At 68.8% G+C, this 14,628-nt stretch carries 18 protein-coding genes; 10 read left to right on the top strand and 8 right to left on the bottom strand.

The features are described from left to right. Nucleotides 1-181: 181 nt before the first annotated feature. Together A5698_RS20040 and A5698_RS20035 are read right to left on the bottom strand one after the other, a co-directional pair. Complete coding sequence (locus tag A5698_RS20040; RefSeq protein ID WP_156670830.1) at nucleotides 182-571, bottom strand: hypothetical protein; 390 nt, start codon at nucleotides 569-571, stop codon at nucleotides 182-184. Nucleotides 572-1,039: 468 nt separating this feature from the next. Next, nucleotides 1,040-1,420, bottom strand: coding sequence for a nitroreductase family deazaflavin-dependent oxidoreductase (locus tag A5698_RS20035; protein WP_068300379.1), 381 nt, complete (start codon nucleotides 1,418-1,420; stop codon nucleotides 1,040-1,042). Nucleotides 1,421-1,515: 95 nt separating this feature from the next. Here A5698_RS20035 and hemL point away from each other — a divergent pair, with 95 nt between their 5' ends. The 7 genes from hemL (at nucleotide 1,516) to A5698_RS20000 (ending at nucleotide 8,714) form a co-directional block, all read left to right on the top strand. Beyond that, a complete protein-coding gene (gene hemL / locus A5698_RS20030; protein ID WP_068300377.1) occupies nucleotides 1,516-2,832 on the top strand; it encodes a glutamate-1-semialdehyde 2,1-aminomutase in 1,317 nt (438 codons plus the stop codon). Next, nucleotides 2,829-3,464: a histidine phosphatase family protein gene (locus tag A5698_RS20025; RefSeq protein ID WP_068300374.1), complete on the top strand. Its 636-nt coding sequence runs from the start codon at nucleotides 2,829-2,831 to the stop codon at nucleotides 3,462-3,464. Before hemL ends, A5698_RS20025 begins: the two co-directional genes overlap by 4 nt. Before the next feature lie 29 nt (nucleotides 3,465-3,493). Beyond that, the gene (locus tag A5698_RS20020) at nucleotides 3,494-4,078 is read left to right on the top strand and encodes a TlpA disulfide reductase family protein (RefSeq protein ID WP_068300389.1); all 585 of its coding nucleotides are present in this window, start codon (nucleotides 3,494-3,496) and stop codon (nucleotides 4,076-4,078) included. Continuing rightward, nucleotides 4,075-4,857, top strand: a complete 783-nt coding sequence (locus A5698_RS20015) for a cytochrome c biogenesis CcdA family protein (RefSeq protein ID WP_068300373.1) — start codon at nucleotides 4,075-4,077, stop codon at nucleotides 4,855-4,857. The genes A5698_RS20020 and A5698_RS20015 overlap by 4 nt, the downstream gene beginning before the upstream one ends. Before the next feature lie 128 nt (nucleotides 4,858-4,985). Continuing rightward, nucleotides 4,986-6,509 carry a cytochrome c biogenesis protein ResB gene (resB, locus tag A5698_RS20010; RefSeq protein ID WP_197506842.1) on the top strand — a complete coding sequence of 508 codons (1,524 nt, stop codon included), beginning with the start codon at nucleotides 4,986-4,988 and terminating at the stop codon, nucleotides 6,507-6,509. Between the two features lie 31 nt (nucleotides 6,510-6,540). Further along, nucleotides 6,541-7,527 carry a c-type cytochrome biogenesis protein CcsB gene (ccsB, locus tag A5698_RS20005; protein WP_068300365.1) on the top strand — a complete coding sequence of 329 codons (987 nt, stop codon included), beginning with the start codon at nucleotides 6,541-6,543 and terminating at the stop codon, nucleotides 7,525-7,527. A 107-nt stretch (nucleotides 7,528-7,634) separates the two neighbouring features. Beyond that, nucleotides 7,635-8,714 carry a MinD/ParA family ATP-binding protein gene (locus tag A5698_RS20000; RefSeq protein WP_197506843.1) on the top strand — a complete coding sequence of 360 codons (1,080 nt, stop codon included), beginning with the start codon at nucleotides 7,635-7,637 and terminating at the stop codon, nucleotides 8,712-8,714. A gap of 18 nt (nucleotides 8,715-8,732) precedes the next feature. On the opposite strand, the gene A5698_RS29110 is transcribed toward A5698_RS20000, so the two are convergent. After that, nucleotides 8,733-8,894, bottom strand: coding sequence for a hypothetical protein (locus A5698_RS29110; RefSeq protein ID WP_090276363.1), 162 nt, complete (start codon nucleotides 8,892-8,894; stop codon nucleotides 8,733-8,735). A 52-nt stretch (nucleotides 8,895-8,946) separates the two neighbouring features. On the opposite strand from A5698_RS29110, the gene A5698_RS19995 reads away from it, so the two are divergent. The 3 genes from A5698_RS19995 to A5698_RS19985 are packed head-to-tail and all read left to right on the top strand — an operon-like array spanning nucleotide 8,947 to nucleotide 10,692. Beyond that, nucleotides 8,947-9,258, top strand: coding sequence for a DUF4229 domain-containing protein (locus A5698_RS19995; protein ID WP_067289723.1), 312 nt, complete (start codon nucleotides 8,947-8,949; stop codon nucleotides 9,256-9,258). Next, nucleotides 9,255-10,298: an aminotransferase class V-fold PLP-dependent enzyme gene (locus A5698_RS19990; protein WP_068300361.1), complete on the top strand. Its 1,044-nt coding sequence runs from the start codon at nucleotides 9,255-9,257 to the stop codon at nucleotides 10,296-10,298. Before A5698_RS19995 ends, A5698_RS19990 begins: the two co-directional genes overlap by 4 nt. Before the next feature lie 49 nt (nucleotides 10,299-10,347). Beyond that, nucleotides 10,348-10,692 carry an ester cyclase gene (locus tag A5698_RS19985; protein WP_068300357.1) on the top strand — a complete coding sequence of 115 codons (345 nt, stop codon included), beginning with the start codon at nucleotides 10,348-10,350 and terminating at the stop codon, nucleotides 10,690-10,692. Here A5698_RS19985 and A5698_RS19980 read toward each other — a convergent pair. Genes A5698_RS19980 through A5698_RS19960 form a run of 5 tightly spaced genes read right to left on the bottom strand, consistent with a single transcriptional unit; the run spans nucleotide 10,689 to nucleotide 14,625 of the window. Next, the gene (locus A5698_RS19980; protein ID WP_068300354.1) at nucleotides 10,689-11,402 is read right to left on the bottom strand and encodes a hypothetical protein; all 714 of its coding nucleotides are present in this window, start codon (nucleotides 11,400-11,402) and stop codon (nucleotides 10,689-10,691) included. The two genes, A5698_RS19985 and A5698_RS19980, sit on opposite strands and share 4 nt — an antisense overlap. Further along, nucleotides 11,402-12,310, bottom strand: coding sequence for a hypothetical protein (locus tag A5698_RS19975; protein WP_068300352.1), 909 nt, complete (start codon nucleotides 12,308-12,310; stop codon nucleotides 11,402-11,404). Before A5698_RS19975 ends, A5698_RS19980 begins: the two co-directional genes overlap by 1 nt. Continuing rightward, complete coding sequence (locus A5698_RS19970; protein WP_068300350.1) at nucleotides 12,307-13,311, bottom strand: hypothetical protein; 1,005 nt, start codon at nucleotides 13,309-13,311, stop codon at nucleotides 12,307-12,309. The genes A5698_RS19975 and A5698_RS19970 overlap by 4 nt, the downstream gene beginning before the upstream one ends. After that, nucleotides 13,302-13,775, bottom strand: coding sequence for a hypothetical protein (locus A5698_RS19965; RefSeq protein ID WP_068300349.1), 474 nt, complete (start codon nucleotides 13,773-13,775; stop codon nucleotides 13,302-13,304). The genes A5698_RS19970 and A5698_RS19965 overlap by 10 nt, the downstream gene beginning before the upstream one ends. Continuing rightward, nucleotides 13,765-14,625, bottom strand: coding sequence for a DUF58 domain-containing protein (locus A5698_RS19960; RefSeq protein ID WP_068300348.1), 861 nt, complete (start codon nucleotides 14,623-14,625; stop codon nucleotides 13,765-13,767). Before A5698_RS19960 ends, A5698_RS19965 begins: the two co-directional genes overlap by 11 nt. Between the last annotated feature and the right edge of the window lie 3 nt (nucleotides 14,626-14,628).

Raw genomic sequence — 14,628 nt, 5'->3', positions numbered from 1 at the left:
CAAGCGAAGTTGCGTCGTGCGGGAGATTCGGTGTCGTGGCCGCATCGAGCCGGTGTCGAACGGCTGCGATGCCGCGGTTTTGACAAGCCGCGGCGATCGCCTCGGACAGGCTCGATGCTCGTCCGACCACCATGATCGGCGCGTCGCCGGGATTTCGGAATTCCACCCACCCTCCTTTCGCTCAGCTCGCGATTCGTTCCTGTTCGCCGTCGATCCTTTCCAGCACAATCGCCGTCGCGTCCCGGTAGCCGGCAGCGTGGTCGTCCGCGCCGAGGACGAACTCATCCGTGAGTCGTGCCGCGATGCGCCGAAGAGCCGCATGGGTGCGTGCGCTCTCGCGCTGCGCGCGGGGCCCACCGTTCAGCGATGCTCGGATGAAGCTGCCTGAATTCGCCGCGATCTCATCGAGGACGCAGATACGCGCGAACCGAAGGCCCATGTTGAACCCCCGTCGGTAGGCGTCGCTGCGGCCGGACGGGGGCGACGCTTCGGCAAGGGCGTCGAGGAGCGCTACCAGCGTTGGGTCCGCCGACGACCCCCCTTGGCCGCCCATAGCATCCGGTTGCCTCATCACGCCAGCACGCATGACGACTCACACATGAAAACTGTCCTCCAAAGGCGTGGAAAATTGCGCATCGCTTTTAGCGGCGCGAGATATTCGAAATGCGGAATTTCAAGGATTGAGAGCGATTAACCGGTCTGAACGGTCACGCAACAGTTCGCCGGTGAATACCGGCGAACCGTCACGTCAAAACGCAGCTGCCGGCTATCAGCCAGCGCTTTTGCGGCGCGGCAAGAATTCGTCCACCGCTTTCTCGCGTTTGGCGGCGCGGCGTTCCTTCAACGTCATCGCCGGCTTTTTTCGTTCGCGACCCTGCGACTTACTAGCCATTTTTTCCTTTCGCTAGCACCCGCTTCCAATGCGCGACCATACCCGAGAAAAAAACAAAATCCAGTCCGGCCGCGGGACGGCCTCATCGCCCGAAATCCGGCGTGGGGCGCGGCCGCGTTTTTCCCGTTGCGCGGGCTCGGCAGAGTGTCAGACCCGCGTCAGCATGACGGCGTTCTCGACCGGCACCAGCGCGTACATCACCCGCATCCACCCCGTGACCCACGGCGAGGCCTCGCCCTTCGTGACCACGCGCGGATCGCGAACGTCGAACGACCGGCCCCACCTCGTGATCCGCCCACCGCCCGCCGCGATGACGTTCTTCAGCCAGTCGCGGTCCGGGCCGTAGGTCAGCAGAATGGCCACCCCGTCGCGGGTCGGAAACACCGTCAACGGGGTTCGGTAGCGCTTACCCGACTTCCTGCCGACGTGCTCGAGGATGCCCATCCCGGGAGCCCAGCCCGCCGTCAACCGCTGGATCGGGTTGGTGACGCGGCGGTTGAACCGGGCGAGCCATTGCGGTAGCTGCATGGGCCCAATCCAACCTGGCACCGGAACCCTGCTCAAGCGGTCGCCCACTACACCCTGTAGTTGACGGTTTGCGCGGGGCTGGGACACTGGTGGCCATGCGTGCTGACCAGATGACCACCGAGGTGTCGGCGCGGTTGTTCGCCGAGGCGTCGGCCGTCATCCCGGGCGGGGTGAACTCGCCCGTGCGGGCCTTCACCTCGGTCGGCGGCACCCCGCGGTTCATCACCTCCGCCAACGGCTACTGGCTGACCGACGCCGACGGTAATCGCTACGTCGACCTGGTCTGCTCATGGGGACCGATGATCCTGGGCCATGCGCACCCCGACGTCGTCGCCGCGGTGCAGCGGGTCGTCACCGACGGGCTGTCGTTCGGCGCGCCGACCCCGTCGGAGTCGGAGCTGGCCCGCGAGATCATCGACCGGGTCACCCCGGTCGAGCGCCTGCGGCTGGTGAACTCGGGCACCGAGTCCACGATGAGCGCCATCCGGCTGGCTCGCGGCTTCACGGGCCGGGCCAAGATCGTGAAGTTCTCCGGCTGCTATCACGGCCACAGCGACGCACTGCTGGCCGACGCGGGCTCTGGTGTCGCCACACTCGGGTTGCCGTCCTCGCCCGGGGTGACGGGCGCCGCGGCCGCCGACACGATCGTGTTGCCCTACAACAACGTCGCCGCGGTCGAGGAGATCTTCGGCCGGTTCGGTGACGAGATCGCCTGCGTGATCACCGAAGCCAGCGCCGGAAACATGGGCACCGTGCCGCCGCTGCCCGGCTTCAACGCCGCGCTGCGACGCATCACGGCCGACCACGGCGCACTGCTGATCGTCGACGAGGTGATGACCGGATTCCGGGTCAGCCGATCCGGTTGGTACGGCATCGATCCCGTCGACGCCGACCTCTTCACCTTCGGCAAGGTGATGAGCGGCGGGCTGCCCGCGGCGGCCTTCGGCGGACGCGCCGAGGTGATGGACCGCCTCGCGCCGCAGGGGCCGGTGTATCAGGCGGGCACGTTGTCCGGGAACCCCGTCGCCATGGCGGCCGGGCTGGCTACGCTGCGCGCAGCCGACGACGCGGCCTACGTCAAGCTCGACGCCAACGCCGACCGCCTCGCCGGCCTGCTGGGCCGTGCACTAACCGAAGCCGGCGTAGCACACACGGTTTCGCGTGCCGGGAACATGCTCAGCGTGTTCTTCACCGACCAGCCCGTCACCGACTTCGCGTCGGCGCGCGCCTCGGAGACGTGGCGCTTCCCGGCGTTCTTCCACGCGCTGTTGGACGCCGGTATCTACCCGCCGCCTAGTGCTTTCGAGACCTGGTTCGTGTCAACGGCGTTGGATGACGAGGCGTTCGACCGTATCGCCGCCGCGCTGCCCGGCGCGGCCCGGGCCGCGGCAGAGGCGGTCAAACCGGAATGACCGACCAGCCGTCCGAGGCCGGCGAGGCCGTGAAGACCGTGGTGCACGTGATGCGTCACGGCGAAGTGCACAACCCCGAGAAGATCCTCTATGGCCGCCTCCCCGACTACCACCTCTCCGAGCGGGGCAGGGGCCAGGCCCAAGCGGTGGCGGACTGGCTGGCGTCGCGCGACATCGTATATGTGGTCGCCTCGCCGCTGGAGCGGGCGCAGGAGACCGCGGCGCCGATAGCGGCGGCGCTGGGGCTATCCATCGACACCGACGACGAGCTCATCGAATCGACGAACATCTTCCAGGGACAACGGGTTTCGCCGGGTGACGGCGCGCTGCGCGATCCCCGCAACTGGTGGCACCTGCGCAATCCGCGCACGCCGTCGTGGGGGGAGCCGTACCGCGAGATCGCCGAGCGGATGACCGGCGCCGTGCACCGGGCCCGGGCGAAGGCGGCCGGCCACGAGGCGGTGTGTGTCAGCCATCAGCTGCCTGTCGAGACGCTGCGCCGGGCGATGACCGGTCAACCGCTGCACCATTTCCCGACCCGGCGGCTGTGCAACCTGGCGTCGGTGACGTCGTTCTACTTCCACGGGGACACCTACGTCGGCTGGGGCTACGCGGAGTTGGCCGGGCAGTGAGACGGTGGGTCCTGCTGGCCTGCGCGGCGATGCTCGCGCTGGCCGGTTGCTCCACCGGTGACGACGCCGTCGCACAGGGCGGTACCTTCGAATTCGTCGCACCCGGTGGCCAGACCGACATCTTCTACGACCCACCGCAGGATCGTGGTCGCCCCGGCCCGCTGAGTGGGCCCGACTTGATGGACCCGGACAAGACCATCTCCCTCGACGACTTCGCCGGCAAGGTCGTCGTGCTCAACGTGTGGGGTCAGTGGTGCGGCCCGTGCCGCACCGAGATCGGCCAGCTGCAACAGGTTTACGACGCCACGAAGGATCGCGGGGTGCAGTTCCTCGGCATCGACGTCCGGGACAACAACCGGGACGCGGCGCGGGACTTCATCGTCGACCGCAAGATCACCTTCCCCTCGATCTACGACCCGCCGATGCGGACCATGATCGCGCTCGGCGGCCGCTATCCGGCGACGGTGATCCCTTCCACGGTGGTGCTGGACCGCGAGCACCGCGTCGCCGCGGTGTTCCTGCGCGAACTGCTCGCCGAGGATCTGCAGCCGGTGGTGGAACGCATTGCGGCCGAACAGGATGGCGCGGGGCCGGGGGAGAAGGCCGGCGCATGAGCCTCGATCAGGTGGACCAACTGATCGCCGGCGGTCCGGTCCTGCTGGCCCTTCTCGTCAGCGCGCTCGCGGGGCTGGTGTCGTTCGCCTCGCCGTGCGTGGTGCCCCTGGTACCCGGATACCTGTCGTATCTGGCCGCGGTCGTCGGCGTCGACGACACCGGCGCCGCGGGTTCGGTCAGCACCAAGACCACCCGGCTGCGGGTGGCCGGCGCGGCCGCGCTGTTCGTCGCCGGCTTCACGATCGTCTTCGTGCTCGGCACCGTTGCGGTGCTCGGCATGACGACGTCGTTGATCACCAATCAGCTTCTGCTGCAGCGCATCGGTGGGGTCGTGACGATCGTGATGGGGCTGGCGTTCGTCGGGTTCATCCCCGCGTTGCAGCGCGAGGCCCGCTTCACCCCGCGGCAGATCTCGACGCTGGGTGGCGCGCCACTGCTCGGCGCGGTGTTCGCCTTGGGCTGGACGCCGTGCCTCGGGCCCACCCTCACCGGCGTGATCGCGGTCGCCTCGGCGACCGACGGCTCCAACGTCGCCCGCGGTGTCGCGCTGGTCGTCGCCTATTGTTTGGGTCTCGGAATCCCGTTCGTGCTCTTGGCGTTCGGATCTGCCCGCGCGGTGCAGGGTCTGGCGTGGCTGCGCAGGCACACCCGCGCGATCCAGATCTTCGGCGGGGTGCTGCTGATTCTGGTCGGCGTCGCGCTGGTCACGGGGGTGTGGAACGACTTCGTGTCGTGGGTCCGCGACGCGTTCGTCAGCGATGTGACGCTGCCGATATGAGCACCCCATCCCCGCGTGGGCCCACGCGTAAGCAGGGGAGAGACGCGAAACTGCCCGAAAATCGCGGAAATGGGGCAGTTTCGCGTCTGCTCGCGCTGGTACGCAACACCTGGCGGACCCTCACGTCGATGGGTACCGCGCTGGTGCTGCTGTTCCTGCTCGCGCTCGGCGCGATCCCCGGGGCCCTGCTGCCGCAGCGCAGCCTCAACGAGTCCAAGGTCGACCAGTACATCGCCGAGCATCCGACGATCGGGCCCTGGCTCGACCGGGTGCAGGCGTTCGACGTGTTCTCCAGCTTCTGGTTCACCGCGATCTACGTGCTGCTGTTCGTCTCGCTCGTCGGCTGCCTCACCCCGCGCCTGGTGGAGCACTTCCGCAGCATGCGGGCCAATCCCGTGCCTGCCCCCCGCAACCTGGGCCGGCTGCCCAAACACCACAGCGCCGAGGTGTCCGCGGAGGCGGACGATCTGTCCGCGACGATCAGCGAGCGGTTGCGGGGCTGGCGCAAGGTCACCCGCGAAGACGATGGAACCATCGAAATCGCCGCGGAGAAGGGCTATCTGCGCGAGTTCGGCAACATCGTCTTCCACTTCTCACTGCTGGGCCTGCTCGTCGCGGTCGCGGCGGGCAAGCTGTTTGGATACGAGGGCAACGTCATCGTCATCGCCGACGGCGGTCCCGGATTCTGTTCGGCCTCGCCCGCGGCGTTCGACTCCTTCCGCGCGGGCAACACCGTCGACGGCACCTCGCTGCATCCGATCTGCCTGCGGGTCAACGATTTCCAAGCCGACTATCTACCGACGGGTCAGGCGACGTCGTTTGCCGCCGATATCGAATACCAGGCGGGCGCCGACCTGCAGTCCGGCGATTGGCGGCCGTACCACCTCAAGGTCAACCATCCGCTGCGCGTCGGCGGCGACCGCGTATACCTGCAGGGCCACGGCTATGCGCCGACCTTCACCGTGACCTTCCCCGATGGGCAGACCCGCACGCAGACGTTGCAGTGGCGGCCCGAGGACCAGATCACGTTCCTGTCGTCGGGCGCCATGCGGTTCGACCCGCCCGCCGGCACGTACCCGGACCCCGACGACCGTCGTAAGAACCAGCTCGCGATCCAGGGCCTGTTCGCGCCGACCGAACTGCTGCACGGGACGCTGCTGTCCTCGAGCTTCCCTGCACTCAACGATCCCGCCGTCGCGATCGACATCTACCGCGGCGACACCGGCCTGGACACCGGACGGCCGCAGTCGCTGTTCAACCTCGATCCCCGCTTGATCGAGCAGGGCCGGCTCACCAAGAAGGCGCGCGTCAACCTGGGTGCGGGCGAGTCGACGCGTCTCGACGACGGCACCGTCGTGCGGTTCGACGGCGCGGTCCCGTTCATCAACGTCCAGGTGTCCCACGACCCGGCGCAGGTCTGGGTTCTGGTGTTCGCGCTGACCATGATGGCCGGGCTGTTGGTGTCGCTCGTCATCCGCCGTCGCCGCGTCTGGATTCGGATCAACCCCGCAGGTCCGGGTACCGTAACCGTCGAGCTGGGCGGGCTGGCGCGCACCGACAACTCGGGGTGGGGCGACGAGTTCGAGCGGTTGACGCAGCGTCTGCTTCCCGACGCGGCGCCGGCTAATCGTGCAGGAGAGAAGGTCACATGAACGGCGAGCGAGAAGCGGAGGCGGATCGCGCATGAACAGCGTGGACATCGATATCGACCTGGCCCGGTACTCGGACTGGGCGTTCACGTCGTCGGTGCTGGTCCTGGTGGGCGCGCTGCTGTTGCTCGCGGTCGAGCTGGCCTACAGCCGCGGTCGCAAGGTCGAGGCCCGCGAGTTGGTCGGAGCCGGCGTGCGCGCGGACAGCGCCGCGCCCGGTGTCGTGTCCGATGCGCCCCGACGCCCGCTCGACGAGCGGATCGGCGGCGCCGGTCTCGCGCTGACCTACCTCGGCATCGGCCTGCTGCTGGTCTGCATCGTGCTGCGCGGCGCCGCGACCGCACGAGTGCCGTGGGGCAACATGTACGAGTTCATCAACCTGACCAGCTTCTGCGGGCTGGTCGCCGCTGCGGTGGTGCTGCGCCGGCGCCAGTACCGCACGCTGTGGGTGTTCGTGCTCGTTCCGGTTCTGATCCTGCTGACAGTCTCGGGCCGTTGGCTCTACACCAACGCCGCACCGGTGATGCCCGCGCTGCAGTCCTACTGGCTGCCCATCCATGTCTCGGTGGTGAGCCTCGGCTCGGGGGTGTTCCTGGTCGCCGGCGTCGCGAGCATCCTGTTCCTGCTGAAGATGTCGCGGTTCGGTGACCCGCAGCGCCGGGGCGCCTCCGACGGCGTGCTCGCCCGCGCCCTGGACCGGCTCCCCGATCCGCAGACCCTGGACCGAATCGCCTACCGCACCACAATCTTCGCGTTCCCGGTGTTCGGCTTCGGCGTCATCTTCGGCGCGATCTGGGCCGAAGAGGCGTGGGGCCGGTACTGGGGCTGGGACCCCAAGGAGACGGTGTCGTTCATCGCCTGGGTCGTCTACGCCGCGTATCTGCACGCGCGTTCGACGGCCGGTTGGCGAGACAAGAAGGCCGCGTGGATCAACGTCGTCGGCTTCATCGCGATGGTGTTCAACCTGTTCTTCATCAACCTGGTCACCGTGGGCCTGCACTCCTACGCCGGAGTCGGCTGAGTCGCCGCACCGTGCTTGGCTAAGATCGAGCGCGAAAGCCTTTGAAGCCATGGGGGACCGCCGGCGTGCCTGAAGATCGTCTCGGAGACGACGCGACCGCGGCGGTCATCCCCGAAAACGCCTATGCGCCAGGTGGTTTCCGCGCTCAGAGCCGGTTCAGCGATCCCTCGGCCGATCCGCCGCCGCAGTGGACGGTGCCGACACCGCCCAAGGGTGCGCCGGTCGTCTCCCCGCCGCAGGACAACGCCGAGGCCGACCCGCCGCCGTATCTCGATCTGTCGACGGTCGCGCTGCTGGGCCGGCCCAAGCGCGCCCCTTCCGAGGGCTGGCGCAGGTGGTTGTATTACGCGTCGTTCACGTTGATCAACCTCGGCGATGGTCCCAAGGCGCGACGCCGACAGCATCTCACTGTGCAGATCCAACGGCCGTTGCGCGGGTGCCACCGCATCGCGGTGCTGTCGCTCAAGGGCGGGGTGGGCAAGACGACGATCACCGCGACGCTGGGCGCGACGCTGGCGTCGCTGCGCGGTGACCGCGTCATCGCCGTCGACGCGAATCCCGACCGCGGCACGCTGAGCGAGAAGGTTCCGCTGGAGACGCCGGCCACGGTGCGGCATCTGCTGCGCGACGCCGAGGGCATCCAGGCCTACAGCGACGTGCGCGCCTACACCTCGCAGGGCCCGAGCCGGCTGGAGGTGCTCGCCTCCGAGAGCGACCCGGCGGTGTCGGAGGCTTTCAGCTCCGACGAATACAGCCGCACGCTGGAGGTTCTCGAGCGCTTCTACAGCCTGGTGCTCACCGATTGCGGCACCGGGCTGATGCACTCGGCGATGTCCGCGGTGCTGGCCAGCGCCGACACGCTGATCGTGATCAGTTCCGGTTCGGTCGACGGCGCCCGCAGCGCCTCGGCCACGCTGGACTGGCTCGACGCCCACGGACACCAGGACATGGTGCGCAACTCGATCGCGGTGATCAACGCGGTGCGGCCGCGGTCGGGGAAAGTCGACATGAAGAAGGTCGTCGACCATTTCAGCAGGCGGTGCCGGGCGGTGCACGAGGTGCCCTTCGACCCGCACCTCGAAGAAGGCGCGCAGATCAGCCTCGAACGGCTGAAGCCGGAAACCAGGGAAGCGCTACTCGAATTCGCCGCCGCCGTCGCGGCCGGATTTACTACCGCCCGACGCTGAAACGCTAGAACCGCGCCGTCACGGTCGCGGGTTGTCCTCCTGGCCGAGCCGACGGAGAAACTCTGGATCGTCGTCCGGCCCGATCACCCGGGTGCGCGGACGGCTCGAAGAGACTCGCATCAGCCGCCAGCCGACATACGCCAGCGTGCCCAGTACGAGAATCAGGAGCAGATACGCCACGAGAACAAAACCTCCTTGGTTCGAATATACGCGCCGTCGGTAGGCTCGGTCCGTGTCTGACGGTCGCCAAGGAACTCGGCTCGTGCTCAACGTGCTGGCCTATGTGCTGGCACGGCTCCTGCTCGTCGCGGCGCTGGCGGCGGCGATTCTCGGCGTCGGACATCTGCTCGGACTGCGCGAATTTCCGCTCGTCGTCGCGTTGCTCTTCGCGCTGGTGATCGCGCTGCCGCTGGGCATTTGGCTGTTCGCGCCGCTTCGTCGCCGCGCCAACGAGAGCATCGCGGTCTTCGACGAGCGCAGGCGCCGCGACAAAGAGCAACTCCAGGCCAGATTGCGCGGCGAAGAGCCACCCTCGCAACGATGACCGCCACCGCGGCGCGGGAGGCTTTCGGGGCTCAATTCGCCGGTGCGGCAGGGTATCTCAACACCCCCACCTACGGTCTGCCACCGCATTTCGTCGTCGAGGCGCTGCACGACTGCATCGGCAGGTGGCAGGCGGGCATGATGGACGTCCCGTCGTTCGACGACCATGTGCGCGCCGGACGCGCCGGCTACGCGGCGTTGACGGGCGTGGCCGTGGAGTCGGTGACCATGGGCAGCACCGTTTCCGGTGCGCTCGGAGTGGTCGCGGCCGCTATCCCCGACAACAGCCGCGTCGTCGCGCTGCCGGGGGAGTTCACCAGCACGACGTTCCCGTTCGCCGCACAGGCCGGCCGCGGCGTCACGGTCACCGAACTCCCCGCCGATCAGCTCGTCTCGTCGGCCGCGGACTTCGACGTGGTGGCGGTGAGCCTCGTGCAGTCGGCGACCGGGGCGCTGCTCGACGCCGACGCGTTGCGCAGCGCCACCGCGGGCACCGACACCGTGACCGTCATCGACGTCACCCAGGCGGTCGGATGGAAGGCGCTCGATCTCGGCTGGGCGGACGTCACCGTCGCCGCGGCCTACAAGTGGCTGCTCGCGCCGCGCGGCGTCACCTGGATGTCGCTCAGCGAGCGCGTGAGGTGCACGATGACGCCGCACGCCGCGAACTGGTACGCCGCCGAGGAGCCGTGGCAGGCGATCTACGGGCTGCCGCTCCGGCTCGCCGGCGACGCGCGACGATTCGACCTCTCGCCGACCTGGTTCAGCGCGCTGGGCACCGGGCTGACACTGCCCTGGCTCGCCGCGCTCGACCAGGTCGCCGTCGAGCGCCACACCGTCGGCCTGGCCGCCCGGTTGCGTGCGGCGCTGCAGCTGCCTGCGCAGGAGTCGCCGATCGTGTCGCTGCCCATTGAGGGGGCGGCCGACAGGCTCGCCGCCGCCGGCATCCGCGCCTCGGTCCGGGCCGGGGCCGTGCGGGTCGGGTTCCACCTCTACAACGATGACGACGATCTGGACCGACTGCTCGACACGCTGCGCTGACGCGGCGGCGGATTGCGTACCGCCGCGCCGAGCCGGGTAAAACTCCACCATGATTTCGCCTGAAGAGCTCTACGGACGATGGATAGACGAACTGTGGGCAGGTGAACCTGTGGCGGCCGAGCTGGTCACCGACGATTTCGTGGGGCATTGGCCGGGGCGGGTGGTGCGAGGCCCGTCGCAGCTGCAGGACGTTGTGGGGGAGACCCATCGCATGCTCAGCGACCTGAAGTTCGTGATCGAGGTCGAGCCCTTCGTCGACGGCGACATGCTGGCGGCGAGGTGGGTCGGAACCGGCGCGGCCCAGGACGGGCCGAAACGGTTCACCGGTAACGACATCCTGCGCATCGAGGACGGCCGCTTCGCCGAGTACTGGACCGGCACCAGCACCGGCTAGCCTGCGGCGTCGCGCAACACCTGCTGCAGCTTGTCCAGCGGATCCCCGGCGCCGGGATCCAGCCGTAACGCGTCGCGCGGCGTGTCCGGGTCGGGTACCGCCGGTGCGGGCGCCGGGGCCCGGGGCGGCGGTGGCGGTGCCATCGGGGGTGGTGGCGGCGGCGGGGGAGGCGCGGCGGTCAGCCCGGCCAGCTTGGCCTGCAGCCGCGCGGCGGCGTCGTGGCGCACCGCGCGCCGCTCGGGATCGGGGTCGGAGTTGCCGGCAAAACAGCCGTCGGGGGCGTGCTCGACGAGGTCCAGGGCGCTGAGGTATCGCTCGCGCGCGGTGTCGGGCCGGTTCTCCCATGCGTCCACATCGCCTTGGCGCTCCCGCACGAGTTCCAGATTGACCAGCACAGGACACAGGTCCCCGGACGCGGTGCGGCTCAGCGCCTCCGAGAAGTGCGCATCGGCGTCGGCCAGGCGGTCGTCGAGCACCGCGAGGGTGCCCGCGGCGAACGGTGCCCTGGCGGGTTCGACGATGTTGAGCAGGTTCATCACTGCGACATCGGTTCGCAGCGCGTCGGCGTCGCGGTCCGCGAAGCTCGACACCGCTGAATTGCCGGCCAGAACCGCGGCGATGAGTTTCAGCGCGATCGCCAGCACGGCGAGCACCACGGGGGCCGAGAACAGCAGCAGCCTGCGCCGCAGGCGCAACCGGGATGGGCGCATCAGATCACCTCGTCCCGGCGCGCTACCCGGCTGGTGCGGAACTCGCGCAGCGTCAGGTAGATCTCGAACAGCAACAGCACCGCGGCGGCCATGGTGAAAACCCAGTACAGGTCGGTGTGATCAGGTGCGGTCGCGCCGGCCTGCGCCGACGGGACGCCGCTCACCTCGGGCGCGTCGTCGGTGACCGGCCGCGCGGTGTCCCGCGGTACGAACGGCGCGCCCAGTTGATCGGCGATGGCCGCCAGCCGCTGCTCGTCGCGCGGCTCGCCGTAACCGAACACCGCGCCGCCGTCGATCGAGCCGGGCACCGGGTCGAATTCGCCCTGCGGGGATTGTGACCCGGGCGCGCCGGATCCGAAGTAGAACACCAGGTTCGGTGCGGCCGGACTGCGTTGGCCCGCCCCGATCAACTGATAGCGCAGTACGTTGGCGGCGGCGGCTGCGTTCACCTCACCACCGGCGGCGTCGGGTAAGGCGGTGACGGCCGCAGCCACCGGCTTGAGGCTCCAATTGTCTTCGGAGAGTGGCCATTCCAGCGACGAACGTGCGGCGAAGGTGATCATCGCGAACCGGGCCTGCGGGTAGTGGTCGATGAGTGCGGCGATGTCGTCGCGGATGTCGGTGATCGGCGAGTCGGCGGAGCGGTCGACGATAAGGAACACGTTGGCCCGCGTGTCACCGTCCGAGCTCGTCGTGACCGATTGCTCGGTACCCCTTCCGAGCATGGGTCTGGCGGCGGCGATCAGCATCAGCATCACTGTCAGTGTCAGCGCCGACCATCGCCATACCGTGGTCCATCGCTGACCGGGGCTGCGAGCCAGCTGGCGCATGGTGATGAGCCGGAGCACGAGCGCGGCGACGGCGATGGCGACCAGGAGCACCGACGGTACGACGGGTGAGAACGTCATCGTCGCAACACCGCCAGCGACAGGCACAGCAGCGCCGACACCGCGACCGCGATCGCCAGCGGCACGGTCGGGGTGTCGCCGCGGAATCCGGCGACGGTGGCTGCGCTTTCGGCGTCCGGCGGGTGCGCACGGATGCCGTCGAGTTGCGATTGCAGGTCGGCGCCGACGGGCGCATACCGGCCGCTGGTGGCCGATACGACGGACCGCACGCCACCCGGTGAGGACACCAGCGCGTTGACCTGGATGCCGCGCTCCCGCGCCATGTCGGCGACTTGCTGTTCGGTGAACAGCGATGGTCGGGTCTCGTCGGGTGCGCGAAGCTCACCCGGGCCGAGGTAGATGATCGACCGCCTGCGCTCGCCGGGTGGTTCATCGGCGGGGAAGCCGGCGACGCACAGCGCGAGGATGTCGGCGACGCTGGTCGCGTAGTCGACATACGTCACCGGCGCGGTGAGCGCCGCGATGCTGTTGCGCTTCGCCGACAGCTGGGCCGGCGTCAGTGCGTCGTCGTCCGGCAGATTCGCCAGAGACGCTGCCTCGCCGAGTCTTTCGACCGCGAACTGATGGTCGCGGGTCAGCGGGATCACCCTGCGGTTGGCGGAGGTCAATCCGATCCGCTGGGTGCCGAACGTCCCCGCGCGCTGGGCGAAGTAGGACAGGAACGTCTGGGTGTTGGGTGCGTCGACCGGATCGCCGACGCACAGCATGATGTCCTCGGGCACCTCGGAAGCCTGCGGCGACCACCACAACCCGCTGGGGCGCGCGCTGGCCAGCACGGCCGTGCCGAACAGCAGCACGAGCAACACGATCGTGACGATCATCGACACCGTTCGCGCCCGCGCCACCCGCGCATACTCCGGCAGACGGGTCAGGCGGACGGTGTTCGCCAACGGTTGCAACTGTCGCTGCGCCTGCTTGGTCGACACCAGCAGGGCCAACGCGACGGCGCCTGCCAGACAGACGAATCCGATCACCGCGACCGGCCACCAGTTCAGGGCCACGAGCGGATCAGCTCCTCGGCCTGCGCGCCGACCTCGCCGACACGCACCGGCGAAGCCGCGTTGAACTGTGCGTCGTCCAGCGCGGCGAGCGTCGGCGCGGCGGGGGCGAGGCCCCCTGATGCGATGTCGTCGAGCTGCATGTACTGCGCCCGCGTCCCCGTCGCCTGGTGCAGGAAACTGCGCAAGGTGCGGCTCATCGCGGCGCCGGCTTCGGCGCCGGTGAGCTCGCCGTCACGGTGCCGGGCGGCGATGCGCTGGACGGTGCGCGCGAAGCGACGCCGCAGGAGCCGGGCGTGCAGGGTCCGCACAACCGGCAGGCGGCGAAGTCGCTGCGACGGCAGCGTCCATACGAAAACGCCGACGCACCAGGCGATCACAACGACGATCAGCAGCAGCCCGAGCCACAACCATCCGGCCGAGTACGGCGAAGGTCCGCCGATGAACCGCAACAGGTCATCCGGCACGCGCGAACACCTCGGTCAACGCGACGAGCCGGGCGCGGATCTCGCCACTGCCGCCGATCCTGGTGTGCGGCACCGTACGGGCGGTCATGAACTCGTCGAGCCGCTGGGCCCGCGCCTGCTCGGCCGTGCGGTACGCGGTGATCACCCGCGACCCCAGTGTGGCCGCGTCGAGGACGAACCGGCCCGTCGAGACGTCGAATCCGGCCCGGTCGCCGATGGCGGGCATGTCGGAGACCGTCGCCCACAACACGTCGTGGCGCGCGGTCAGCCGGGTGACGGCGTCGGTCAATCGATCGTCGACCTCGGGTTCGTCGGAAACCACGACGACCAGCATCGGATGCCGGTAATGGGTTGCCACATAGTCCAATTGGCAGACGATGTCGCTGCGACCCGGCGCGGTGCAGGCGTGGCCGTAGTACCGGTGCAGCACGCTCTCGATGTGGGTCTCACCACGACGCTGCCGGATGTTGACGCAGCCGCGGGTGTCGCCGAACACCATTCCAATCTGATCGGAGCGCCCCAGCGTGATGAGCCCGAACGCACCGAGAATGTTCACGGCCACATCGCGTTTGAGCTCACCGCTCGGCGTGAGGGCGGCCATGTTGCGGCCGGCGTCCGCAACGAGCAGCAGCTTGTGGTGCTTCTCGGAGACGAACCGTTTGATCAGGACATGACCCGAGCGTGCCGAGGCCTTCCAGTCGATGTCGCGGACGTCGTCGCCGGGCACGTAAGGCCGCAGATCGTCGAATTCCAAACTGCGGGTGTGCAACAACGCGTAACGGCCGCCTTCGAGCATGCCGCGGGTGTCGGTGCCGAAGTGCGTCCTCGCCGAGGTGAGGTGTTTGCCCATACC

Source organism: Mycobacterium sp. E136, from assembly GCF_001666865.1.
In the GTDB taxonomy this organism is placed as follows: domain Bacteria; phylum Actinomycetota; class Actinomycetes; order Mycobacteriales; family Mycobacteriaceae; genus Mycobacterium.
This window is presented reverse-complemented; position numbering and strand designations above follow the sequence as displayed.

Coding starts and splice junctions, on each gene's coding strand:
- A5698_RS20040 (WP_156670830.1), bottom strand. CDS start 571: ATGAGGCAACCGGATGCTATGGGCGGCCAAGGGGGGTCGTCGGCGGAC.
- A5698_RS20035 (WP_068300379.1), bottom strand. CDS start 1,420: ATGCAGCTACCGCAATGGCTCGCCCGGTTCAACCGCCGCGTCACCAAC.
- hemL (WP_068300377.1), top strand. CDS start 1,516: ATGCGTGCTGACCAGATGACCACCGAGGTGTCGGCGCGGTTGTTCGCC.
- A5698_RS20025 (WP_068300374.1), top strand. CDS start 2,829: ATGACCGACCAGCCGTCCGAGGCCGGCGAGGCCGTGAAGACCGTGGTG.
- A5698_RS20020 (WP_068300389.1), top strand. CDS start 3,494: ATGCTCGCGCTGGCCGGTTGCTCCACCGGTGACGACGCCGTCGCACAG.
- A5698_RS20015 (WP_068300373.1), top strand. CDS start 4,075: ATGAGCCTCGATCAGGTGGACCAACTGATCGCCGGCGGTCCGGTCCTG.
- resB (WP_197506842.1), top strand. CDS start 4,986: ATGGGTACCGCGCTGGTGCTGCTGTTCCTGCTCGCGCTCGGCGCGATC.
- ccsB (WP_068300365.1), top strand. CDS start 6,541: ATGAACAGCGTGGACATCGATATCGACCTGGCCCGGTACTCGGACTGG.
- A5698_RS19990 (WP_068300361.1), top strand. CDS start 9,255: ATGACCGCCACCGCGGCGCGGGAGGCTTTCGGGGCTCAATTCGCCGGT.
- A5698_RS19985 (WP_068300357.1), top strand. CDS start 10,348: ATGATTTCGCCTGAAGAGCTCTACGGACGATGGATAGACGAACTGTGG.
- A5698_RS19980 (WP_068300354.1), bottom strand. CDS start 11,402: ATGCGCCCATCCCGGTTGCGCCTGCGGCGCAGGCTGCTGCTGTTCTCG.
- A5698_RS19975 (WP_068300352.1), bottom strand. CDS start 12,310: ATGACGTTCTCACCCGTCGTACCGTCGGTGCTCCTGGTCGCCATCGCC.
- A5698_RS19960 (WP_068300348.1), bottom strand. CDS start 14,625: ATGGGCAAACACCTCACCTCGGCGAGGACGCACTTCGGCACCGACACC.